This window comes from Escherichia sp. TC-EC600-tetX4, from assembly GCF_019356055.1.
Lineage (GTDB): Bacteria > Pseudomonadota > Gammaproteobacteria > Enterobacterales > Enterobacteriaceae.
In genome coordinates this window covers 4,442,112-4,465,299 of the sequence record NZ_CP079924.1, presented here as the reverse complement: position 1 = coordinate 4,465,299, position 23,188 = coordinate 4,442,112, and the positions used below count along the sequence as shown (strand labels likewise).

The following is a 23,188-nucleotide window of genomic DNA, read 5'->3' as shown; positions in this document are numbered from 1 at the left end:
GTACAGCACAATTCTATTTTGTGCGGGTAAGTTGTTGCGTCAGGAGGCGTTGTGGATTTCTCAATCATGGTTTACGCAGTTATTGCGTTGGTGGGTGTGGCAATTGGCTGGCTGTTTGCCAGTTATCAACATGCGCAGCAAAAAGCCGAGCAATTAGCTGAACGTGAAGAGATGGTCGCGGAGTTAAGCGCGGCAAAACAACAAATTACCCAAAGCGAGCACTGGCGTGCAGAGTGCGAGTTACTCAATAACGAAGTGCGCAGCCTGCAAAGTATTAACACCTCTCTGGAGGCCGATCTGCGTGAAGTAACCACGCGGATGGAAGCCGCACAGCAACATGCTGACGATAAAATTCGCCAGATGATTAACAGCGAGCAGCGCCTCAGTGAGCAGTTTGAAAACCTCGCCAACCGTATTTTTGAGCACAGCAATCGCCGGGTTGATGAGCAAAACCGTCAGAGTCTGAACAGCCTGTTGTCGCCGCTACGTGAACAACTGGACGGTTTCCGCCGTCAGGTTCAGGACAGCTTCGGTAAAGAAGCACAAGAACGCCATACCCTGACCCACGAAATTCGCAATCTCCAGCAACTCAACGCGCAAATGGCCCAGGAAGCGATCAACCTGACGCGCGCGCTGAAAGGCGACAATAAAACCCAGGGCAACTGGGGCGAGGTAGTATTGACGCGGGTGCTGGAGGCTTCCGGTCTGCGTGAAGGGTATGAATATGAAACCCAGGTCAGCATCGAAAATGACGCCCGCTCGCGGATGCAGCCGGATGTCATCGTGCGCCTGCCGCAGGGAAAAGATGTGGTGATCGACGCCAAAATGACGCTGGTCGCCTATGAACGCTATTTTAACGCCGAAGACGACTACACCCGCGAAAGCGCGCTACAGGAACATATCGCGTCGGTGCGTAACCATATCCGTTTGCTGGGACGCAAAGATTATCAACAGCTGCCGGGGCTGCGAACTCTGGATTACGTGCTGATGTTTATTCCCGTTGAACCCGCTTTTTTACTGGCGCTTGACCGCCAGCCGGAGCTGATCACCGAAGCGTTGAAAAACAACATCATGCTGGTTAGCCCGACTACGCTGCTGGTGGCGCTGCGCACTATCGCCAACCTGTGGCGTTATGAGCATCAAAGCCGCAACGCCCAGCAAATCGCCGATCGTGCCAGCAAGCTGTACGACAAGATGCGTTTGTTCATCGATGACATGTCCGCGATTGGTCAAAGTCTCGACAAAGCGCAGGATAATTATCGGCAGGCAATGAAAAAACTCTCTTCAGGGCGCGGAAATGTGCTGGCGCAGGCAGAAGCGTTTCGCGGTTTAGGAGTAGAAATTAAACGCGAGATTAATCCGGATTTGGCTGAACAGGCGGTGAGCCAGGATGAAGAGTATCGACTTCGGTCGGTTCCGGAGCAGCCGAATGATGAAGCTTATCAACGCGATGATGAATATAATCAGCAGTCGCGCTAGCCCATTGGGAGTAGTTAAGCCGGGTAGAAATCTAGGGCATCGACGCCCAATCTGTTACACTTCTGGAACAATTTTTTGATGAGCAGGCATTGAGATGGTGGATAAGTCACAAGAAACGACGCACTTTGGTTTTCAGACCGTCGCGAAGGAACAAAAAGCGGATATGGTCGCCCACGTTTTCCATTCCGTGGCATCAAAATACGATGTCATGAATGATTTGATGTCATTTGGTATTCATCGTTTGTGGAAGCGATTCACGATTGATTGCAGCGGCGTACGCCGTGGGCAGACCGTGCTGGATCTGGCTGGTGGCACCGGCGACCTGACAGCGAAATTCTCCCGCCTGGTCGGAGAAACTGGCAAAGTGGTCCTTGCTGATATCAATGAATCCATGCTCAAAATGGGCCGCGAGAAGCTGCGTAATATCGGTGTGATTGGCAACGTTGAGTATGTTCAGGCGAACGCTGAGGCGCTGCCGTTCCCGGATAACACCTTTGATTGCATCACCATTTCGTTTGGTCTGCGTAACGTCACCGACAAAGATAAAGCACTGCGTTCAATGTATCGCGTGCTGAAACCCGGCGGCCGCCTGCTGGTGCTTGAGTTCTCGAAGCCAATTATCGAGCCGCTGAGCAAAGCCTATGATGCATACTCCTTCCATGTGCTGCCGCGTATTGGCTCACTGGTCGCGAACGACGCCGACAGCTACCGTTATCTGGCAGAATCCATCCGTATGCATCCCGATCAGGATACCCTGAAAGCCATGATGCAGGATGCCGGATTCGAAAGTGTCGACTACTACAATCTGACGGCAGGGGTTGTGGCGCTGCATCGTGGTTATAAGTTCTGACAGGAGACCGGAAATGCCTTTTAAACCTTTAGTGACGGCAGGAATTGAAAGTCTGCTCAACACCTTCCTGTATCGCTCACCCGCGCTGAAAACGGCCCGCTCGCGTCTGCTGGGTAAAGTATTGCGCGTGGAGGTAAAAGGCTTTTCGACGTCATTGATTCTGGTGTTCAGCGAACGCCAGGTTGATGTACTGGGCGAATGGGCAGGCGATGCTGACTGTACCGTTATCGCCTACGCCAGTGTGTTGCCGAAACTTCGCGATCGCCAGCAGCTTACCGCACTGATTCGCAGTGGTGAGCTGGAAGTGCAGGGCGATATTCAGGTGGTGCAAAACTTCGTTGCGCTGGCAGATCTGGCAGAGTTCGACCCTGCGGAACTGCTGGCCCCTTATACCGGTGATATCGCCGCTGAAGGAATCAGCAAAGCCATGCGCGGAGGCGCAAAGTTCCTGCATCACGGCATTAAGCGCCAGCAACGTTATGTGGCGGAAGCCATTACTGAAGAGTGGCGTATGGCACCCGGTCCGCTTGAAGTGGCCTGGTTTGCGGAAGAGACGGCTGCCGTCGAGCGTGCTGTTGATGCCCTGACCAAACGGCTGGAAAAACTGGAGGCTAAATGACGCCAGGTGAAGTACGGCGCCTATATTTCATCATTCGCACTTTTTTAAGCTACGGACTTGATGAACTGATCCCCAAAATGCGTATCACCCTGCCGCTACGGCTATGGCGATACTCATTATTCTGGATGCCAAATCGGCATAAAGACAAACTTTTAGGTGAGCGACTACGACTGGCCCTGCAAGAACTGGGGCCGGTTTGGATCAAGTTCGGGCAAATGTTATCAACCCGCCGCGATCTTTTTCCACCGCATATTGCCGATCAGCTGGCGTTATTGCAGGACAAAGTTGCTCCGTTTGATGGCAAGCTGGCGAAGCAGCAGATTGAAGCTGCAATGGGCGGCTTGCCGGTAGAAGCGTGGTTTGACGATTTTGAAATCAAGCCGCTGGCTTCTGCTTCTATCGCCCAGGTTCATACCGCGCGATTGAAATCGAATGGTAAAGAGGTGGTGATTAAAGTCATCCGCCCGGATATTTTGCCGGTTATTAAAGCGGATCTGAAACTTATCTACCGTCTGGCTCGCTGGGTGCCGCGTTTGCTGCCGGATGGTCGCCGTCTGCGCCCAACCGAAGTGGTGCGCGAGTACGAAAAGACATTGATTGATGAACTGAATTTGCTGCGGGAATCTGCCAACGCCATTCAGCTTCGGCGCAATTTTGAAGACAGCCCGATGCTCTACATCCCGGAAGTTTACCCTGACTATTGTAGTGAAGGGATGATGGTGATGGAGCGCATTTACGGCATTCCGGTGTCTGATGTTGCGGCGCTGGAGAAAAACGGCACTAACATGAAATTGCTGGCGGAACGCGGCGTGCAGGTGTTCTTCACTCAGGTCTTTCGCGACAGCTTTTTCCATGCCGATATGCACCCTGGCAACATCTTCGTAAGCTATGAACACCCGGAAAACCCGAAATATATCGGCATTGATTGCGGGATTGTTGGCTCGCTAAACAAAGAAGATAAACGCTATCTGGCAGAAAACTTTATCGCCTTCTTTAATCGCGACTATCGCAAAGTGGCAGAGCTACACGTCGATTCTGGCTGGGTGCCACCAGATACCAACGTTGAAGAGTTCGAATTTGCCATTCGTACGGTCTGTGAACCTATCTTTGAGAAACCGCTGGCCGAAATTTCGTTTGGACATGTACTGTTAAATCTGTTTAATACGGCGCGTCGCTTCAATATGGAAGTGCAGCCGCAACTGGTGTTACTCCAGAAAACCCTGCTCTACGTCGAAGGGGTAGGACGCCAGCTTTATCCGCAACTCGATTTATGGAAAACGGCGAAGCCTTTCCTGGAGTCGTGGATTAAAGATCAGGTCGGTATTCCTGCGCTGGTGAGAGCATTTAAAGAAAAAGCGCCGTTCTGGGTCGAAAAAATGCCAGAACTGCCTGAATTGGTTTACGACAGTTTGCGCCAGGGCAAGTATTTACAGCACAGTGTTGATAAGATTGCCCGCGAGCTTCAGTCAAATCATGTACGTCAGGGACAATCGCGTTATTTTCTCGGAATTGGCGCTACGTTAGTATTAAGTGGCACATTCTTGTTGGTCAGCCGACCTGAATGGGGGCTGATGCCCGGCTGGTTAATGGCAGGTGGTCTGATCGCCTGGTTTGTCGGTTGGCGCAAAACACGCTGATTTTTTCATCGCTCAAGGCGGGCCGTGTAACGTATAATGCGGCTTTGTTTAATCATCATCTACCACAGAGGAACATGTATGGGTGGTATCAGTATTTGGCAGTTATTGATTATTGCCGTCATCGTTGTACTGCTTTTTGGCACCAAAAAGCTCGGCTCCATCGGTTCCGATCTTGGTGCGTCGATCAAAGGCTTTAAAAAAGCAATGAGCGATGATGAACCAAAGCAGGATAAAACCAGTCAGGATGCTGATTTTACTGCGAAAACTATCGCCGATAAGCAGGCGGATACGAATCAGGAACAGGCTAAAACAGAAGACGCGAAGCGCCACGATAAAGAGCAGGTGTAATCCGTGTTTGATATCGGTTTTAGCGAACTGCTATTGGTGTTCATCATCGGCCTCGTCGTTCTGGGGCCGCAACGACTGCCTGTGGCGGTAAAAACGGTAGCGGGCTGGATTCGCGCGTTGCGTTCACTGGCGACAACGGTGCAGAACGAACTGACCCAGGAGTTAAAACTCCAGGAGTTTCAGGACAGTCTGAAAAAGGTTGAAAAGGCGAGCCTCACTAACCTGACGCCCGAACTGAAAGCGTCGATGGATGAACTACGCCAGGCCGCGGAGTCGATGAAGCGTTCCTACGTTGCAAACGATCCTGAAAAGGCGAGCGATGAAGCGCACACCATCCATAACCCGGTGGTGAAAGATAATGAAGCTGCGCATGAGGGCGTAACGCCTGCCGCTGCACAAACGCAGGCCAGTTCGCCGGAACAGAAGCCAGAAACCACGCCAGAGCCGGTGGTAAAACCTGCTGCGGACGCTGAACCGAAAACCGCTGCACCTTCCCCTTCGTCGAGTGATAAACCGTAAACATGTCTGTAGAAGATACTCAACCGCTTATCACGCATCTGATTGAGCTGCGTAAGCGTCTGCTGAACTGCATTATCGCGGTGATCGTGATATTCCTGTGTCTGGTCTATTTCGCCAATGACATCTATCACCTGGTATCCGCGCCATTGATCAAGCAGTTGCCGCAAGGTTCAACGATGATCGCCACCGACGTGGCCTCGCCGTTCTTTACGCCGATCAAGCTGACCTTTATGGTGTCGCTGATTCTGTCAGCGCCGGTGATTCTCTATCAGGTGTGGGCATTTATCGCCCCAGCGCTGTATAAGCATGAACGTCGCCTGGTGGTGCCGCTGCTGGTTTCCAGCTCTCTGCTGTTTTATATCGGCATGGCATTCGCCTACTTTGTGGTCTTTCCGCTGGCATTTGGCTTCCTTGCCAATACCGCGCCGGAAGGGGTGCAGGTATCCACCGACATCGCCAGCTATTTAAGCTTCGTTATGGCGCTGTTTATGGCGTTTGGTGTCTCCTTTGAAGTGCCGGTAGCAATTGTGCTGCTGTGCTGGATGGGGATTACCTCGCCAGAAGACTTACGCAAAAAACGCCCGTATGTGCTGGTTGGTGCATTCGTTGTCGGGATGTTGCTGACGCCGCCGGATGTCTTCTCGCAAACGCTGTTGGCGATCCCGATGTACTGTCTGTTTGAAATCGGTGTCTTCTTCTCACGCTTTTACGTTGGTAAAGGGCGAAATCGGGAAGAGGAAAACGACGCTGAAGCAGAAAGCGAAAAAACTGAAGAATAAATTCAACCGCCCGTCAGGGCGGTTGTCATATGGAGTACAGGATGTTTGATATCGGCGTTAATTTGACCAGTTCGCAATTTGCGAAAGACCGTGATGATGTTGTAGCGTGCGCTTTTGACGCGGGAGTTAATGGGCTACTCATCACCGGCACTAACCTGCGTGAAAGCCAGCAGGCGCAAAAGCTGGCGCGTCAGTATTCGTCCTGTTGGTCAACGGCGGGCGTACATCCTCACGACAGCAGCCAGTGGCAAGCTGCGACTGAAGAAGCGATTATTGAGCTGGCCGCGCAGCCAGAAGTGGTGGCGATTGGTGAATGTGGTCTCGACTTTAACCGCAACTTTTCGACGCCGGAAGAGCAGGAACGCGCTTTTGTTGCCCAGCTACGCATTGCCGCAGATTTAAACATGCCGGTATTTATGCACTGTCGCGATGCCCACGAGCGGTTTATGACATTGCTGGAGCCGTGGCTGGATAAACTGCCTGGTGCGGTTCTTCATTGCTTTACCGGCACACGCGAAGAGATGCAGGCGTGCGTGGCGCATGGAATTTATATCGGCATTACCGGTTGGGTTTGCGATGAACGACGCGGACTGGAGCTGCGGGAACTTTTGCCGTTGATTCCGGCGGAAAAATTACTGATCGAAACTGATGCGCCGTATCTGCTCCCTCGCGATCTCACGCCAAAGCCATCATCCCGGCGCAACGAGCCAGCCCATCTGCCCCATATTTTGCAACGTATTGCGCACTGGCGTGGAGAAGATGCCGCATGGCTGGCTGCCACCACGGATGCTAATGTCAAAACACTGTTTGGGATTGCGTTTTAGAGTTTGCGGAACTCGGTATTCTTCACACTGTGCTTAATCTCTTTATTAATAAGATTAAGCAATAGCATGGAGCGAGCCTCACCATCGGGTTCGGTGAAAATGGCCTGAAAGCCTTCGAACGCGCCTTCGGTAATAATCACCTTATCACCCGGATAAGGGGTTGCCGGATCGACAATGTCTTTCGGTTTATATACCGATAGCTGATGAATAACCGCCGATGGGACTATCGCTGGCGACGCGCCAAAGCGCACGAAGTGGCTGACACCGCGGGTCGCGTTGATAGTCGTGGTATGAATCACTTCTGGGTCAAATTCCACAAACAGGTAGTTGGGGAACAATGGCTCACTGACTGCAGTACGTTTTCCACGCACGATTTTTTCCAGGGTGATCATCGGTGCCAGGCAATTCACAGCCTGTCTTTCGAGGTGTTCCTGGGCACGTTGAAGTTGCCCGCGCTTGCAGTACAGTAAATACCAGGATTGCATAATGACTCTTATCCGTTTAATCGGGGCGCAAGGATAGCAAAAGCTTTACGCTAAGTTAATTATATTCCCCGGTTTGCGTTATACCGTCAGAGTTCACGCTAATTTAACAAATTTACAGCATCGCAAAGATGAACGCCGTATAATGGGCGCAGATTAAGAGGCTACAATGGACGCCATGAAATATAACGATTTACGCGACTTCTTGACGCTGCTTGAACAGCAGGGTGAGCTAAAACGTATCACGCTCCCGGTGGATCCGCATCTGGAAATCACTGAAATTGCTGACCGCACTTTGCGTGCCGGTGGGCCTGCGCTGTTGTTCGAAAACCCTAAAGGCTACTCAATGCCGGTGCTGTGCAACCTGTTCGGTACGCCAAAGCGCGTGGCGATGGGCATGGGGCAGGAAGATGTTTCGGCGCTGCGTGAAGTTGGTAAATTATTGGCGTTTCTGAAAGAGCCGGAGCCGCCAAAAGGTTTCCGCGACCTGTTTGATAAACTGCCGCAGTTTAAGCAAGTATTGAACATGCCGACAAAGCGGCTGCGTGGTGCGCCCTGCCAACAAAAAATCGTCTCTGGCGATGACGTCGATCTCAATCGCATTCCCATTATGACCTGCTGGCCGGAAGATGCCGCGCCGCTGATTACCTGGGGGCTGACAGTGACGCGCGGCCCACATAAAGAGCGGCAGAATCTGGGCATTTATCGCCAGCAGCTGATTGGTAAAAACAAACTGATTATGCGCTGGCTGTCGCATCGCGGCGGCGCGCTGGATTATCAGGAGTGGTGTGCGGCGCATCCGGGCGAACGTTTCCCGGTTTCTGTGGCGCTGGGTGCCGATCCCGCCACGATTCTCGGTGCAGTCACTCCCGTTCCGGATACGCTTTCAGAGTATGCGTTTGCCGGATTGCTACGTGGCACCAAGACCGAAGTGGTGAAGTGTATCTCCAATGATCTTGAAGTGCCCGCCAGTGCGGAGATTGTGCTGGAAGGGTATATCGAACAAGGCGAAACTGCGCCGGAAGGGCCGTATGGCGACCACACCGGTTACTATAATGAAGTCGATAGTTTCCCGGTATTTACCGTGACGCATATTACCCAGCGTGAAGATGCGATTTACCATTCCACCTATACCGGGCGTCCGCCAGATGAGCCCGCGGTGCTGGGTGTCGCACTGAACGAAGTGTTTGTGCCGATTCTGCAAAAACAGTTCCCGGAAATTGTCGATTTTTACCTGCCGCCGGAAGGCTGCTCTTATCGCCTGGCGGTAGTGACAATCAAAAAACAGTACGCCGGACACGCGAAGCGCGTCATGATGGGCGTCTGGTCGTTCTTACGCCAGTTTATGTACACTAAATTTGTGATCGTTTGCGATGATGACGTTAACGCACGCGACTGGAACGATGTGATTTGGGCGATTACCACCCGTATGGACCCGGCGCGGGATACTGTTCTGGTAGAAAATACGCCTATTGATTATCTGGATTTTGCCTCGCCTGTCTCCGGGCTGGGTTCAAAAATGGGGCTGGATGCCACGAATAAATGGCCGGGGGAAACCCAGCGTGAATGGGGACGTCCCATCAAAAAAGATCCAGATGTTGTCGCGCATATTGACGCCATCTGGGATGAACTGGCTATTTTTAACAACGGTAAAAGCGCCTGATGCGCGTTTGTTTTGCCCTATTTATCGATCCGACAGAGAAAGCGCATGACAACCTTAAGCTGTAAAGTGACCTCGGTAGAAGCTATCACGGATACCGTATATCGTGTCCGCATCGTGCCAGACGCGGCCTTTTCTTTTCGTGCTGGTCAGTATTTGATGGTAGTGATGGATGAGCGCGACAAACGTCCGTTCTCAATGGCTTCGACGCCGGATGAAAAAGGGTTTATCGAGCTGCATATTGGCGCTTCTGAAATCAACCTTTACGCGAAAGCAGTCATGGACCGCATCCTCAAAGATCATCAAATCGTGGTCGACATTCCCCACGGAGAAGCGTGGCTGCGCGATGATGAAGAGCGTCCGATGATTTTGATTGCGGGCGGCACCGGGTTCTCTTATGCCCGCTCGATTTTGCTGACAGCGTTGGCGCGTAACCCAAACCGTGATATCACCATTTACTGGGGCGGGCGTGAAGAGCAGCATCTGTATGATCTCTGCGAGCTTGAGGCGCTTTCGTTGAAGCATCCTGGTCTGCAAGTGGTGCCGGTGGTTGAACAACCGGAAGCGGGCTGGCGTGGGCGTACTGGCACCGTGTTAACGGCGGTATTGCAGGATCACGGTACGCTGGCAGAGCATGATATCTATATTGCCGGACGTTTTGAGATGGCGAAAATTGCCCGCGATCTGTTTTGCAGTGAGCGTAATGCGCGGGAAGATCGCCTGTTTGGCGATGCGTTTGCATTTATCTGAGATATAAAAAAACCCGCCCCTGACAGGCGGGAAGAACGGCAACTAAACTGTTATTCAGTGGCATTTAGATCTATGACGTATCTGGCAAACCATGCCCGATGCGACGCTGTCGCGTCTTATCGTGCCTACAAATAGTCCGAACCGTAGGCCGGATAAGGCGTTTACGCCGCATCCGGCAATTGGTGCATGATGCCTGATGCGACGCTGTCGCGTCTTATCGTGCCTACAAATAGTCCGAACCGTAGGCCGGATAAGGCGTTTACGCCGCATCCGGCAATTGGTGCATGATGCCTGATGCGACGCTGGCGCGTCTTATCAGGCCTACATTGGTGCCGGATCGGTAGACCGGATAAGGCGTTCACGCCGCATCCGGCAAGTGGTTAAACCCGCTCAAACACCGTCGCAATACCCTGACCCAGACCGATACACATCGTCGCCAGACCAAACTGAACGTCTTTGCGTTCCATCAGATTCAGCAGCGTGGTGCTGATACGCGCACCGGAACAACCCAGCGGATGACCCAGCGCGATCGCGCCACCGTTGAGGTTGATCTTCTCGTCAATCTGCTCAATTAGTCCCAGATCTTTAATACATGGCAGGATCTGCGCGGCAAAGGCTTCGTTCATTTCAAACACGCCGATATCGCTGGCAGAAAGCCCCGCTTTTTTCAGCGCCAGTTTCGAGGCCGGAACCGGGCCGTAACCCATAATCGATGGGTCACAACCAACGACCGCCATCGAACGCACACGAGCGCGCGGCTTAAGACCTAATTCATGGGCGCGGCTTTCACTCATCACCAGCATGGCAGCTGCGCCATCGGAAAGTGCAGAAGATGTGCCCGCCGTTACCATACCGTTTACTGGATCAAACGCCGGACGCAGCGTGGCGAGGGCTTCCACGGTGGTTTCCGGGCGAATCACTTCGTCGTAATTAAACTGCTTCAGGACGCCGTCGGCATCGTGACCACCGGTCGGGATGATTTCATTTTTAAATGCGGCCGACTGCGTGGCGGCCCAGGCGCGGGCGTGTGACCGCGCGGCAAAGGCATCCTGCATTTCACGGCTGATACCGTGCATACGCGCCAGCATTTCTGCCGTTAAGCCCATCATGCCCGCCGCTTTGGCGACATTGCGGCTCAGGCCGGGGTGAAAATCGACGCCGTGACTCATCGGCACATGGCCCATATGCTCCACGCCGCCAACCAGACATGCCTGCGCATCGCCAGTCATGATCATTCGTGCTGCGTCATGCAGTGCCTGCATGGATGAACCACACAAGCGATTAACGGTAACCGCCGGGACAGAGTGTGGTACTTCTGCCAGCAGCGCCGCGTTACGGGCGATATTAAAACCCTGCTCCAGCGTCTGCTGCACACAACCCCAGTAAATATCGTCGAGGGCCGCCGCTTCCAGCGCCGGGTTACGCGCCAGCAGGCTACGCATTAAATGAGCGGAGAGATCTTCTGCACGCACGTTACGAAAAGCACCGCCCTTCGAACGGCCCATCGGGGTGCGAATTGCATCGACAATGACAACCTGTTCCATTGTGACTCCTTAAGCCGTTTTCAGGTCGCCAACCGGACGGGCTGGCTCAACCGGAGGATAGTACGGTTCGTTATGACGCGCTTTATTACGCAGACCTTCCGGCACTTCATACAGCGGGCCGAGGTGCTGATATTGCTGTGCCATATCGAGGTATTTTGCGCTACCGAGGGTGTCCAGCCAGCGGAACGCGCCGCCGTGGAACGGAGGGAAGCCCAGGCCGTAGACCAGCGCCATATCCGCTTCCGCCGGAGTGGCGATAATGCCTTCCTCCAGACAGCGCACCACTTCGTTGACCATCGGGATCATCATGCGGGCGATAATCTCTTCTTCGCTGAAATCGCGCTTCGGCTGGCTCACTTCTGCCAGCAGGTCTTCAACGGCGGCGTCTTCTTCTTTCTTCGGCTTACCTTTGCTGTCTTCTTTATAACGCCAGAAACCGAGGCCGTTCTTCTGACCAAAGCGGTTGGCATCAAACAGCGCGTCGATGGCATCGCGGTAATCTTTCTGCATCCGCTGCGGGAAGCCTGCTGCCATGACAGCCTGAGCGTGATGCGCGGTATCAATGCCCACAACGTCCAGCAGATATGCCGGGCCCATCGGCCAGCCAAACTGTTTTTCCATCACTTTGTCGATCTTGCGGAAATCCGCGCCGTCGCGCAGCAGCTGGCTGAAACCGGCGAAATACGGGAACAGCACGCGGTTAACAAAGAAGCCGGGGCAGTCGTTAACCACAATCGGCGTCTTGCCCATCTTGCTCGCCCAGGCGACAACTTTCGCGATGGTTTCGTCGGAGCTTTTCTCGCCGCGAATAATTTCTACCAACGGCATTCGGTGGACCGGGTTAAAGAAGTGCATCCCGCAGAAGTTTTCCGGGCGTTCCAGCGCGTTGGCCAGTTCGCTGATAGGAATGGTTGAAGTGTTAGACGCCAGCACGGTATCCTGGCGTACTTTTTGTTCGGTTTCTGCCAGTACGGCTTTTTTCACTTTCGGGTTTTCAACAACCGCTTCTACCACAATATCCACGCGGTCAAATCCGGCGTAGTCGAGCGTTGGGTGGATTGTGGAGATCACGCCAGCCAGTTTCAGACCATCGATCTTGCCGCGCTCAAGCTGCTTGTTCAGCAGTTTCGCGGCTTCGGTCATGCCGAGGGTTAACGACTTGTCGTTGATATCTTTCATGACAACCGGCACGCCTTTCCACGCAGACTGGTAAGCGATGCCGCCGCCCATAATGCCTGCACCCAGCACCGCGGCCTGTTTCGGGGTTTCAACGTCTTTGGTGAGTTTCTTCGCTTTGCCTTTTACATATTGATCGTTAAGGAAAATGCCGACCAGTGCGCGGGCTTCGTTGGTATGCGCCAGCGGGACAAAACTTTTGTTTTCCAGGTTTAAGGCTTCTTCACGACCAAAACGGGCCGCAGCTTCAATGGTTTTTACTGCGGTGATGGGGGCCGGATAATGTTTCCCCGCTGTTTGTGCGACCATCCCTTTAGCGATGGTGAAGCTCATGGTGGCTTCAATCTTGCTCAGTTTTAGTGGTTCCAGCTTCGGCTGACGTTTTGCTTTCCAGTCGAGGTCGCCGTTAATGGCCTGGCGTAAAACCGCCTTTGCGCCTTCAACCAGTTTTTCTGCTTTGACTACGCCATCCACCAGACCGATTTTCAGCGCCTGATCCGCGCCGACATCTTTACCGGCGGCAATGATTTCCAGCGCACTGTCAGCGCCCAGCATACGTGGCATACGTACAGAACCGCCAAAGCCAGGCATGATGCCCAGTTTGGTTTCCGGCAGACCGATGCGCAGATCCGGCGTCGCCAGACGATAATCGGTCGCCAGCACGCATTCGCAGCCACCGCCCAGCGCATAGCCATTGACGGCAGCAATGGTCGGCACCGGCAGATCTTCCAGGCGATTAAACACGCTATTGGCAAAGTGCAGCCACTGACTTAACTGTTCTTCAGGAACGAGGAACAGGGACAAAAATTCGGTGATATCAGCACCGACGATAAAGGCTGCTTTGTTCGAACGCAGCAGCAGCCCTTTTAGATCTGATTGCTGTTCCAGCACGCCGATGGCCTCGCCGAGGCTGGCGACGGTCGCAGTGTCGAGTTTATTAACTGAACCTGGGGCATCAAATACCAGTTCGGCAATGCCATCTTCCAGCCAGTCAAGGTACAGGGTGTCGCCTTTGTAAAGCATGTCAGTCTCCTGAATCCGCAAGGTGATCTGGTCGTACCAGATGAGTCGAAGTGTGTATTTTGTGTTAAAAATATGCAAACAAAAGATTAAAGAAATGCCGATCTGATCACGCTCGGCAGAAATCACGCTCTGGATGAACGATGTGCTAAGATGCGGAGACTTAAGGTCAAAAAAACAGAAGGGTAAAAAATGGAATCACTGGCCTCGCTCTATAAAAATCATATAGCTACCTTACAAGAACGGACTCGCGATGCGCTGGCGCGCTTCAAGCTGGATGCGTTACTTATTCACTCCGGCGAGCTGTTCAATGTTTTTCTCGACGATCATCCCTATCCGTTTAAAGTGAACCCGCAATTCAAAGCGTGGGTGCCGGTAACTCAGGTGCCAAACTGCTGGTTGCTGGTGGATGGCGTGAACAAGCCGAAACTGTGGTTCTATCTGCCGGTTGATTACTGGCACAACGTCGAACCGCTGCCGACCTCTTTCTGGACTGAAGATGTGGAAGTGATCGCGCTGCCGAAAGCCGATGGCATTGGTAGCCTGCTGCCTGCTGCGCGCGGCAATATCGGTTATATCGGTCCGGTGCCGGAACGTGCGCTGCAACTGGGTATTGAGGCCAGCAACATCAACCCGAAAGGGGTTATCGACTACCTGCATTACTATCGCTCCTTCAAAACTGAGTACGAACTGGCCTGTATGCGTGAAGCGCAGAAAATGGCGGTCAACGGTCACCGCGCGGCAGAAGAAGCGTTCCGTTCTGGCATGAGCGAGTTCGATATCAACATTGCCTATCTGACCGCGACCGGTCATCGTGATACCGACGTACCTTACAGCAACATTGTGGCGCTTAACGAACACGCTGCGGTACTGCATTACACCAAACTGGACCATCAGGCACCGGAAGAGATGCGCAGCTTCCTGCTGGATGCCGGGGCAGAATATAACGGCTATGCGGCTGACCTGACCCGTACCTGGTCGGCAAAAAGTGACAACGACTACGCGCAGCTGGTGAAGGACGTTAATGATGAACAACTGGCGCTGATCGCCACCATGAAAGCAGGCGTCAGCTATGTGGATTACCACATCCAGTTCCATCAGCGCATCGCCAAACTGCTGCGTAAACATCAAATCATCACCGATATGAGTGAAGAAGCGATGGTCGAAAACGATCTTACCGGGCCGTTTATGCCGCATGGTATCGGCCATCCGCTGGGCCTGCAGGTGCATGACGTCGCTGGTTTTATGCAGGATGATAGCGGTACGCACCTCGCGGCACCGGCAAAATATCCGTACCTGCGCTGCACCCGTATTCTCCAGCCGGGCATGGTGTTAACCATCGAACCGGGTATCTACTTCATCGAATCGCTACTGGCACCGTGGCGTGAAGGGCAGTTCAGCAAGCACTTCAACTGGCAGAAAATTGAAGCACTGAAACCGTTCGGCGGCATTCGTATCGAAGACAACGTGGTGATCCACGAAAACAACGTGGAAAACATGACCCGGGATCTGAAACTGGCGTGATGGAAAGCTGGTTAATTCCTGCGGCACCGGTCACGGTCGTTGAAGAGATCAAAAAGAGCCGCTTCATAACGATGTTGGCGCATACCGATGGCGTTGAGGCGGCGAAAGCGTTTGTTGAATCGGTGCGGGCAGAACACCCCGATGCCCGGCACCATTGCGTGGCGTGGGTCGCGGGTGCGCCGGATGATTCTCAACAGCTGGGTTTCTCTGACGACGGGGAGCCGGCGGGAACGGCAGGTAAACCGATGCTCGCCCAGCTAATGGGCAGCGGCGTCGGGGAAATTACCGCTGTGGTAGTGCGCTACTACGGCGGCATATTGCTTGGCACCGGTGGGTTAGTGAAAGCGTATGGCGGCGGCGTGAATCAGGCGCTGCGCCAGCTAACGACCCAACGCAAGACGCCATTAACCGAATATACTTTGCAATGTGAATATCATCAGTTAACCGGCATTGAAGCGTTGCTGGGGCAGTGTGACGGCAAAATTATCAACAGTGATTATCAGGCATTCGTTCTGCTGCGGGTGGCGCTTCCGGCGGCGAAAGTGGCTGAATTTTCCGCAAAGCTGGCGGATTTTAGCCGTGGTTCATTGCAATTGTTAGCGATTGAAGAATAATCCCCACTTCGTTTTGCAGAACTAAGGAAGCGGCAGAGATGCATTTTCGCGCCATTACCCGAATCGTTGGACTACTGGTCATCTTATTTTCAGGGACCATGATTATCCCTGGGCTGGTAGCACTCATCTACCGGGATGGAGCGGGCCGCGCTTTTACCCAGACCTTTTTTGTCGCCCTCGCCATTGGCTCTATGCTGTGGTGGCCGAACCGCAAAGAGAAAGGCGAACTTAAATCCCGTGAGGGGTTTCTGATAGTGGTGCTGTTCTGGACCGTGCTGGGTAGCGTCGGTGCGCTCCCTTTTATCTTCTCGGAAAGCCCGAACCTCACGATTACCGATGCGTTTTTTGAATCTTTCTCTGGCCTGACCACTACGGGAGCCACTACGCTGGTGGGGCTGGATTCGCTCCCTCACGCCATCCTCTTTTATCGCCAGATGCTGCAATGGTTTGGCGGGATGGGGATCATCGTGTTGGCGGTTGCGATACTGCCTATCCTCGGCGTGGGTGGGATGCAGCTCTATCGCGCAGAAATGCCCGGCCCGCTGAAAGATAACAAAATGCGCCCGCGAATTGCGGAAACGGCGAAAACCCTGTGGTTGATTTATGTCTTGCTGACCGTCGCCTGTGCGCTGGCGTTGTGGTTTGCCGGAATGGATGCCTTTGATGCCATCGGCCATAGCTTTGCGACTATCGCTATTGGCGGCTTCTCGACACATGATGCCAGTATCGGTTATTTCGATAGCCCGACTATTAACACTATCATTGCTATCTTCCTGCTGATCTCCGGCTGTAACTACGGTCTGCACTTTTCACTGTTAAGTGGGCGTAGTCTGAAGGTTTATTGGCGCGATCCGGAATTTCGCATGTTTATCGGCGTACAGTTTACGCTGGTGGTTATTTGTACCCTCGTACTGTGGTTTCATAATGTCTACAGTTCGGCGCTGATGACAATTAACCAGGCGTTTTTCCAGGTGGTGTCGATGGCGACAACCGCCGGGTTTACAACTGACAGCATTGCCCGCTGGCCGCTCTTTTTGCCGGTACTGCTTTTATGTTCAGCCTTTATCGGCGGTTGCGCCGGGTCAACGGGCGGTGGCCTGAAGGTGATCCGCATCCTGCTGCTGTTTAAGCAGGGGAACCGTGAGCTGAAACGACTGGTGCATCCGAACGCCGTCTATAGCATTAAGCTGGGGAATCGCGCACTGCCGGAACGTATCCTCGAAGCCGTTTGGGGATTTTTCTCCGCCTATGCATTGGTGTTTATTGTCAGTATGCTGGCGATTATCGCCACGGGCGTGGATGACTTTTCTGCCTTTGCGTCGGTTGTTGCGACATTGAATAACCTGGGGCCAGGGCTTGGCGTGGTTGCTGATAACTTTACCAGTATGAACCCGGTGGCTAAATGGATCCTGATTGCCAACATGCTGTTTGGTCGTCTCGAGGTCTTTACATTGCTGGTGCTCTTTACCCCGACTTTCTGGCGTGAATGATGGAGTAATACGTGAAAACATTAATTCTTTTCTCAACAAGGGACGGACAAACGCGCGAGATTGCCTCCTACCTGGCTTCGGAACTGAAAGAACTGGGGATCCAGGCGGATGTCGCCAATGTGCACCGCATTGAAGAACCACAGTGGGAAAACTATGACCGTGTGGTCATTGGTGCTTCTATTCGCTATGGTCACTACCATTCAGCGTTCCAGGAATTTGTCAAAAAACATGCGACGCGGCTGAATTCGATGCCGAGCGCCTTTTACTCCGTGAATCTGGTGGCGCGCAAACCGGAGAAGCGTACTCCACAGACCAACAGCTACGCGCGCAAGTTTCTGATGAACTCGCAATGGCGTCCCGATCGCTGCGCGGTCATTGCCGGGGCGCTGCGTTACCCACGTTATCGCTGGTACGACCGTTTTATGATCAAGCTGATTATGAAGATGTCAGGCGGTGAAACGGATACGCGCAAAGAAGTTGTCTATACCGATTGGGAGCAGGTGGCGAATTTCGCCCGAGAAATCGCCCATTTAACCGACAAACCGACGCTGAAATAAGCATAAAGAATAAAAAATGCGCGGTCAGAAAATTATTTTAAATTTCCTCTTGTCAGGCCGGAATAACTCCCTATAATGCGCCACCACTGACACGGAACAACGGCAAACACGCCGCCGGGTCAGCGGGGTTCTCCTGAGAACTCCGGCAGAGAAAGCAAAAATAAATGCTTGACTCTGTAGCGGGAAGGCGTATTATGCACACCCCGCGCCGCTGAGAAAAAGCGAAGCGGCACTGCTCTTTAACAATTTATCAGACAATCTGTGTGGGCACTCGAAGATACGGATTCTTAACGTCGCAAGACGAAAAATGAATACCAAGTCTCAAGAGTGAACACGTAATTCATTACGAAGTTTAATTCTTTGAGCATCAAACTTTTAAATTGAAGAGTTTGATCATGGCTCAGATTGAACGCTGGCGGCAGGCCTAACACATGCAAGTCGAACGGTAACAGGAAGAAGCTTGCTTCTTTGCTGACGAGTGGCGGACGGGTGAGTAATGTCTGGGAAACTGCCTGATGGAGGGGGATAACTACTGGAAACGGTAGCTAATACCGCATAACGTCGCAAGACCAAAGAGGGGGACCTTCGGGCCTCTTGCCATCGGATGTGCCCAGATGGGATTAGCTAGTAGGTGGGGTAACGGCTCACCTAGGCGACGATCCCTAGCTGGTCTGAGAGGATGACCAGCCACACTGGAACTGAGACACGGTCCAGACTCCTACGGGAGGCAGCAGTGGGGAATATTGCACAATGGGCGCAAGCCTGATGCAGCCATGCCGCGTGTATGAAGAAGGCCTTCGGGTTGTAAAGTACTTTCAGCGGGGAGGAAGGGAGTAAAGTTAATACCTTTGCTCATTGACGTTACCCGCAGAAGAAGCACCGGCTAACTCCGTGCCAGCAGCCGCGGTAATACGGAGGGTGCAAGCGTTAATCGGAATTACTGGGCGTAAAGCGCACGCAGGCGGTTTGTTAAGTCAGATGTGAAATCCCCGGGCTCAACCTGGGAACTGCATCTGATACTGGCAAGCTTGAGTCTCGTAGAGGGGGGTAGAATTCCAGGTGTAGCGGTGAAATGCGTAGAGATCTGGAGGAATACCGGTGGCGAAGGCGGCCCCCTGGACGAAGACTGACGCTCAGGTGCGAAAGCGTGGGGAGCAAACAGGATTAGATACCCTGGTAGTCCACGCCGTAAACGATGTCGACTTGGAGGTTGTGCCCTTGAGGCGTGGCTTCCGGAGCTAACGCGTTAAGTCGACCGCCTGGGGAGTACGGCCGCAAGGTTAAAACTCAAATGAATTGACGGGGGCCCGCACAAGCGGTGGAGCATGTGGTTTAATTCGATGCAACGCGAAGAACCTTACCTGGTCTTGACATCCACGGAAGTTTTCAGAGATGAGAATGTGCCTTCGGGAACCGTGAGACAGGTGCTGCATGGCTGTCGTCAGCTCGTGTTGTGAAATGTTGGGTTAAGTCCCGCAACGAGCGCAACCCTTATCCTTTGTTGCCAGCGGTCCGGCCGGGAACTCAAAGGAGACTGCCAGTGATAAACTGGAGGAAGGTGGGGATGACGTCAAGTCATCATGGCCCTTACGACCAGGGCTACACACGTGCTACAATGGCGCATACAAAGAGAAGCGACCTCGCGAGAGCAAGCGGACCTCATAAAGTGCGTCGTAGTCCGGATTGGAGTCTGCAACTCGACTCCATGAAGTCGGAATCGCTAGTAATCGTGGATCAGAATGCCACGGTGAATACGTTCCCGGGCCTTGTACACACCGCCCGTCACACCATGGGAGTGGGTTGCAAAAGAAGTAGGTAGCTTAACCTTCGGGAGGGCGCTTACCACTTTGTGATTCATGACTGGGGTGAAGTCGTAACAAGGTAACCGTAGGGGAACCTGCGGTTGGATCACCTCCTTACCTTAAAGAAGCGTTCTTTGAAGTGCTCACACAGATTGTCTGATGAAAATGAGCAGTAAAACCTCTACAGGCTTGTAGCTCAGGTGGTTAGAGCGCACCCCTGATAAGGGTGAGGTCGGTGGTTCAAGTCCACTCAGGCCTACCAAATTTGCACGGCAAATTTGAAGAGGTTTTAACTACATGTTATGGGGCTATAGCTCAGCTGGGAGAGCGCCTGCTTTGCACGCAGGAGGTCTGCGGTTCGATCCCGCATAGCTCCACCATCTCTGTAGTGATTAAATAAAAAATACTTCAGAGTGTACCTGCAAAGGTTCACTGCGAAGTTTTGCTCTTTAAAAATCTGGATCAAGCTGAAAATTGAAACACTGAACAACGAAAGTTGTTCGTGAGTCTCTCAAATTTTCGCAACACGATGATGAATCGAAAGAAACATCTTCGGGTTGTGAGGTTAAGCGACTAAGCGTACACGGTGGATGCCCTGGCAGTCAGAGGCGATGAAGGACGTGCTAATCTGCGATAAGCGTCGGTAAGGTGATATGAACCGTTATAACCGGCGATTTCCGAATGGGGAAACCCAGTGTGTTTCGACACACTATCATTAACTGAATCCATAGGTTAATGAGGCGAACCGGGGGAACTGAAACATCTAAGTACCCCGAGGAAAAGAAATCAACCGAGATTCCCCCAGTAGCGGCGAGCGAACGGGGAGCAGCCCAGAGCCTGAATCAGTGTGTGTGTTAGTGGAAGCGTCTGGAAAGGCGCGCGATACAGGGTGACAGCCCCGTACACAAAAATGCACATGCTGTGAGCTCGATGAGTAGGGCGGGACACGTGGTATCCTGTCTGAATATGGGGGGACCATCCTCCAAGGCTAAATACTCCTGACTGACCGATAGTGAACCAGTACCGTGAGGGAAAGGCGAAAAGAACCCCGGCGAGGGGAGTGAAAAAGAACCTGAAACCGTGTACGTACAAGCAGTGGGAGCACGCTTAGGCGTGTGACTGCGTACCTTTTGTATAATGGGTCAGCGACTTATATTCTGTAGCAAGGTTAACCGAATAGGGGAGCCGAAGGGAAACCGAGTCTTAACTGGGCGTTAAGTTGCAGGGTATAGACCCGAAACCCGGTGATCTAGCCATGGGCAGGTTGAAGGTTGGGTAACACTAACTGGAGGACCGAACCGACTAATGTTGAAAAATTAGCGGATGACTTGTGGCTGGGGGTGAAAGGCCAATCAAACCGGGAGATAGCTGGTTCTCCCCGAAAGCTATTTAGGTAGCGCCTCGTGAATTCATCTCCGGGGGTAGAGCACTGTTTCGGCAAGGGGGTCATCCCGACTTACCAACCCGATGCAAACTGCGAATACCGGAGAATGTTATCACGGGAGACACACGGCGGGTGCTAACGTCCGTCGTGAAGAGGGAAACAACCCAGACCGCCAGCTAAGGTCCCAAAGTCATGGTTAAGTGGGAAACGATGTGGGAAGGCCCAGACAGCCAGGATGTTGGCTTAGAAGCAGCCATCATTTAAAGAAAGCGTAATAGCTCACTGGTCGAGTCGGCCTGCGCGGAAGATGTAACGGGGCTAAACCATGCACCGAAGCTGCGGCAGCGACGCTTATGCGTTGTTGGGTAGGGGAGCGTTCTGTAAGCCTGCGAAGGTGTGCTGTGAGGCATGCTGGAGGTATCAGAAGTGCGAATGCTGACATAAGTAACGATAAAGCGGGTGAAAAGCCCGCTCGCCGGAAGACCAAGGGTTCCTGTCCAACGTTAATCGGGGCAGGGTGAGTCGACCCCTAAGGCGAGGCCGAAAGGCGTAGTCGATGGGAAACAGGTTAATATTCCTGTACTTGGTGTTACTGCGAAGGGGGGACGGAGAAGGCTATGTTGGCCGGGCGACGGTTGTCCCGGTTTAAGCGTGTAGGCTGGTTTTCCAGGCAAATCCGGAAAATCAAGGCTGAGGCGTGATGACGAGGCACTACGGTGCTGAAGCAACAAATGCCCTGCTTCCAGGAAAAGCCTCTAAGCATCAGGTAACATCAAATCGTACCCCAAACCGACACAGGTGGTCAGGTAGAGAATACCAAGGCGCTTGAGAGAACTCGGGTGAAGGAACTAGGCAAAATGGTGCCGTAACTTCGGGAGAAGGCACGCTGATATGTAGGTGAGGTCCCTCGCGGATGGAGCTGAAATCAGTCGAAGATACCAGCTGGCTGCAACTGTTTATTAAAAACACAGCACTGTGCAAACACGAAAGTGGACGTATACGGTGTGACGCCTGCCCGGTGCCGGAAGGTTAATTGATGGGGTTAGCGCAAGCGAAGCTCTTGATCGAAGCCCCGGTAAACGGCGGCCGTAACTATAACGGTCCTAAGGTAGCGAAATTCCTTGTCGGGTAAGTTCCGACCTGCACGAATGGCGTAATGATGGCCAGGCTGTCTCCACCCGAGACTCAGTGAAATTGAACTCGCTGTGAAGATGCAGTGTACCCGCGGCAAGACGGAAAGACCCCGTGAACCTTTACTATAGCTTGACACTGAACATTGAGCCTTGATGTGTAGGATAGGTGGGAGGCTTTGAAGTGTGGACGCCAGTCTGCATGGAGCCGACCTTGAAATACCACCCTTTAATGTTTGATGTTCTAACGTTGACCCGTAATCCGGGTTGCGGACAGTGTCTGGTGGGTAGTTTGACTGGGGCGGTCTCCTCCTAAAGAGTAACGGAGGAGCACGAAGGTTGGCTAATCCTGGTCGGACATCAGGAGGTTAGTGCAATGGCATAAGCCAGCTTGACTGCGAGCGTGACGGCGCGAGCAGGTGCGAAAGCAGGTCATAGTGATCCGGTGGTTCTGAATGGAAGGGCCATCGCTCAACGGATAAAAGGTACTCCGGGGATAACAGGCTGATACCGCCCAAGAGTTCATATCGACGGCGGTGTTTGGCACCTCGATGTCGGCTCATCACATCCTGGGGCTGAAGTAGGTCCCAAGGGTATGGCTGTTCGCCATTTAAAGTGGTACGCGAGCTGGGTTTAGAACGTCGTGAGACAGTTCGGTCCCTATCTGCCGTGGGCGCTGGAGAACTGAGGGGAGCTGCTCCTAGTACGAGAGGACCGGAGTGGACGCATCACTGGTGTTCGGGTTGTCATGCCAATGGCACTGCCCGGTAGCTAAATGCGGAAGAGATAAGTGCTGAAAGCATCTAAGCACGAAACTTGCCCCGAGATGAGTTCTCCCTGACTCCTTGAGAGTCCTGAAGGAACGTTGAAGACGACGACGTTGATAGGCCGGGTGTGTAAGCGCAGCGATGCGTTGAGCTAACCGGTACTAATGAACCGTGAGGCTTAACCTTACAACGCCGAAGGTGTTTTGGCGGATTGAGAGAAGATTTTCAGCCTG

The 23,188-nt window shown here is 52.9% G+C and carries 17 protein-coding genes, 2 tRNA genes and 2 rRNA genes; 18 read left to right on the top strand and 3 right to left on the bottom strand.

The genetic code is table 11. From position 1 onward, the window contains the following. The first annotated feature begins 51 nt into the window (after positions 1-51). The 8 genes from rmuC to tatD all read left to right on the top strand — a co-directional run bounded on the left by rmuC (position 52) and on the right by tatD (position 7,055). On the top strand, positions 52-1,479 hold the full coding sequence (rmuC, locus tag KXD89_RS21590) for a DNA recombination protein RmuC (protein WP_000347714.1): 1,428 nt from the start codon (positions 52-54) through the stop codon (positions 1,477-1,479). A 94-nt stretch (positions 1,480-1,573) separates the two neighbouring features. Continuing rightward, positions 1,574-2,329: a bifunctional demethylmenaquinone methyltransferase/2-methoxy-6-polyprenyl-1,4-benzoquinol methylase UbiE gene (gene ubiE, locus KXD89_RS21585; protein ID WP_000227958.1), complete on the top strand. Its 756-nt coding sequence runs from the start codon at positions 1,574-1,576 to the stop codon at positions 2,327-2,329. A gap of 13 nt (positions 2,330-2,342) precedes the next feature. Then, a complete protein-coding gene (gene ubiJ / locus KXD89_RS21580; protein ID WP_001295259.1) occupies positions 2,343-2,948 on the top strand; it encodes a ubiquinone biosynthesis protein UbiJ in 606 nt (201 codons plus the stop codon). Further along, the gene (gene ubiB / locus KXD89_RS21575) at positions 2,945-4,585 is read left to right on the top strand and encodes a ubiquinone biosynthesis regulatory protein kinase UbiB (protein WP_000187530.1); all 1,641 of its coding nucleotides are present in this window, start codon (positions 2,945-2,947) and stop codon (positions 4,583-4,585) included. Before ubiJ ends, ubiB begins: the two co-directional genes overlap by 4 nt. A 78-nt stretch (positions 4,586-4,663) precedes the next feature. Further along, positions 4,664-4,933, top strand: a complete 270-nt coding sequence (gene tatA, locus KXD89_RS21570; protein WP_001295260.1) for a Sec-independent protein translocase subunit TatA — start codon at positions 4,664-4,666, stop codon at positions 4,931-4,933. A 3-nt stretch (positions 4,934-4,936) separates the two neighbouring features. Further along, positions 4,937-5,452: a Sec-independent protein translocase protein TatB gene (gene tatB / locus KXD89_RS21565; protein WP_000459594.1), complete on the top strand. Its 516-nt coding sequence runs from the start codon at positions 4,937-4,939 to the stop codon at positions 5,450-5,452. Between the two features lie 2 nt (positions 5,453-5,454). Then, on the top strand, positions 5,455-6,231 hold the full coding sequence (tatC, locus tag KXD89_RS21560; RefSeq protein WP_000109943.1) for a Sec-independent protein translocase subunit TatC: 777 nt from the start codon (positions 5,455-5,457) through the stop codon (positions 6,229-6,231). 41 nt (positions 6,232-6,272) lie between these two features. Then, the gene (gene tatD / locus KXD89_RS21555; protein ID WP_000459630.1) at positions 6,273-7,055 is read left to right on the top strand and encodes a 3'-5' ssDNA/RNA exonuclease TatD; all 783 of its coding nucleotides are present in this window, start codon (positions 6,273-6,275) and stop codon (positions 7,053-7,055) included. Here tatD and rfaH read toward each other — a convergent pair. Further along, the gene (rfaH, locus tag KXD89_RS21550; protein WP_001192396.1) at positions 7,052-7,540 is read right to left on the bottom strand and encodes a transcription/translation regulatory transformer protein RfaH; all 489 of its coding nucleotides are present in this window, start codon (positions 7,538-7,540) and stop codon (positions 7,052-7,054) included. The two genes, tatD and rfaH, sit on opposite strands and share 4 nt — an antisense overlap. A gap of 166 nt (positions 7,541-7,706) precedes the next feature. On the opposite strand from rfaH, the gene ubiD reads away from it, so the two are divergent. Beyond that, positions 7,707-9,200 carry a 4-hydroxy-3-polyprenylbenzoate decarboxylase gene (ubiD, locus tag KXD89_RS21545; RefSeq protein ID WP_000339804.1) on the top strand — a complete coding sequence of 498 codons (1,494 nt, stop codon included), beginning with the start codon at positions 7,707-7,709 and terminating at the stop codon, positions 9,198-9,200. A gap of 45 nt (positions 9,201-9,245) precedes the next feature. Beyond that, positions 9,246-9,947 (top strand): NAD(P)H-flavin reductase, encoded by a 702-nt coding sequence (fre, locus tag KXD89_RS21540; protein WP_000209826.1) that lies wholly within the window; start codon positions 9,246-9,248, stop codon positions 9,945-9,947. Between the two features lie 380 nt (positions 9,948-10,327). On the opposite strand, the gene fadA is transcribed toward fre, so the two are convergent. Both fadA and fadB read right to left on the bottom strand, forming a co-directional pair. Then, positions 10,328-11,491 (bottom strand): acetyl-CoA C-acyltransferase FadA, encoded by a 1,164-nt coding sequence (gene fadA, locus KXD89_RS21535; protein ID WP_000438725.1) that lies wholly within the window; start codon positions 11,489-11,491, stop codon positions 10,328-10,330. Positions 11,492-11,500: 9 nt separating this feature from the next. Further along, entirely contained in the window at positions 11,501-13,690 is a 2,190-nt protein-coding gene (gene fadB, locus KXD89_RS21530) for a fatty acid oxidation complex subunit alpha FadB (protein WP_000965936.1), read from the bottom strand. Between the two features lie 189 nt (positions 13,691-13,879). Here fadB and pepQ point away from each other — a divergent pair, with 189 nt between their 5' ends. From pepQ to KXD89_RS21490, 8 genes are all read left to right on the top strand, one after another. After that, complete coding sequence (gene pepQ, locus KXD89_RS21525; RefSeq protein WP_000444561.1) at positions 13,880-15,211, top strand: Xaa-Pro dipeptidase; 1,332 nt, start codon at positions 13,880-13,882, stop codon at positions 15,209-15,211. Further along, on the top strand, positions 15,211-15,825 hold the full coding sequence (locus KXD89_RS21520; RefSeq protein WP_001308167.1) for an IMPACT family protein: 615 nt from the start codon (positions 15,211-15,213) through the stop codon (positions 15,823-15,825). The genes pepQ and KXD89_RS21520 overlap by 1 nt, the downstream gene beginning before the upstream one ends. Positions 15,826-15,863: 38 nt before the next feature. Continuing rightward, complete coding sequence (gene trkH, locus KXD89_RS21515) at positions 15,864-17,315, top strand: Trk system potassium transporter TrkH (protein ID WP_000545677.1); 1,452 nt, start codon at positions 15,864-15,866, stop codon at positions 17,313-17,315. Between the two features lie 11 nt (positions 17,316-17,326). Beyond that, entirely contained in the window at positions 17,327-17,872 is a 546-nt protein-coding gene (hemG, locus tag KXD89_RS21510; protein ID WP_000853959.1) for a menaquinone-dependent protoporphyrinogen IX dehydrogenase, read from the top strand. Between the two features lie 377 nt (positions 17,873-18,249). Then, a 16S ribosomal RNA gene (locus KXD89_RS21505) occupies positions 18,250-19,791 on the top strand. 68 nt (positions 19,792-19,859) lie between these two features. Beyond that, a tRNA-Ile gene (locus tag KXD89_RS21500) sits at positions 19,860-19,936 on the top strand. A 42-nt stretch (positions 19,937-19,978) separates the two neighbouring features. Beyond that, positions 19,979-20,054, top strand: a tRNA-Ala gene (locus KXD89_RS21495). Positions 20,055-20,237: 183 nt separating this feature from the next. Continuing rightward, positions 20,238-23,141, top strand: a 23S ribosomal RNA gene (locus tag KXD89_RS21490). Together the 16S and 23S rRNA genes with 2 tRNA genes alongside form the textbook arrangement of a ribosomal RNA operon. Positions 23,142-23,188 lie beyond the last annotated feature (47 nt).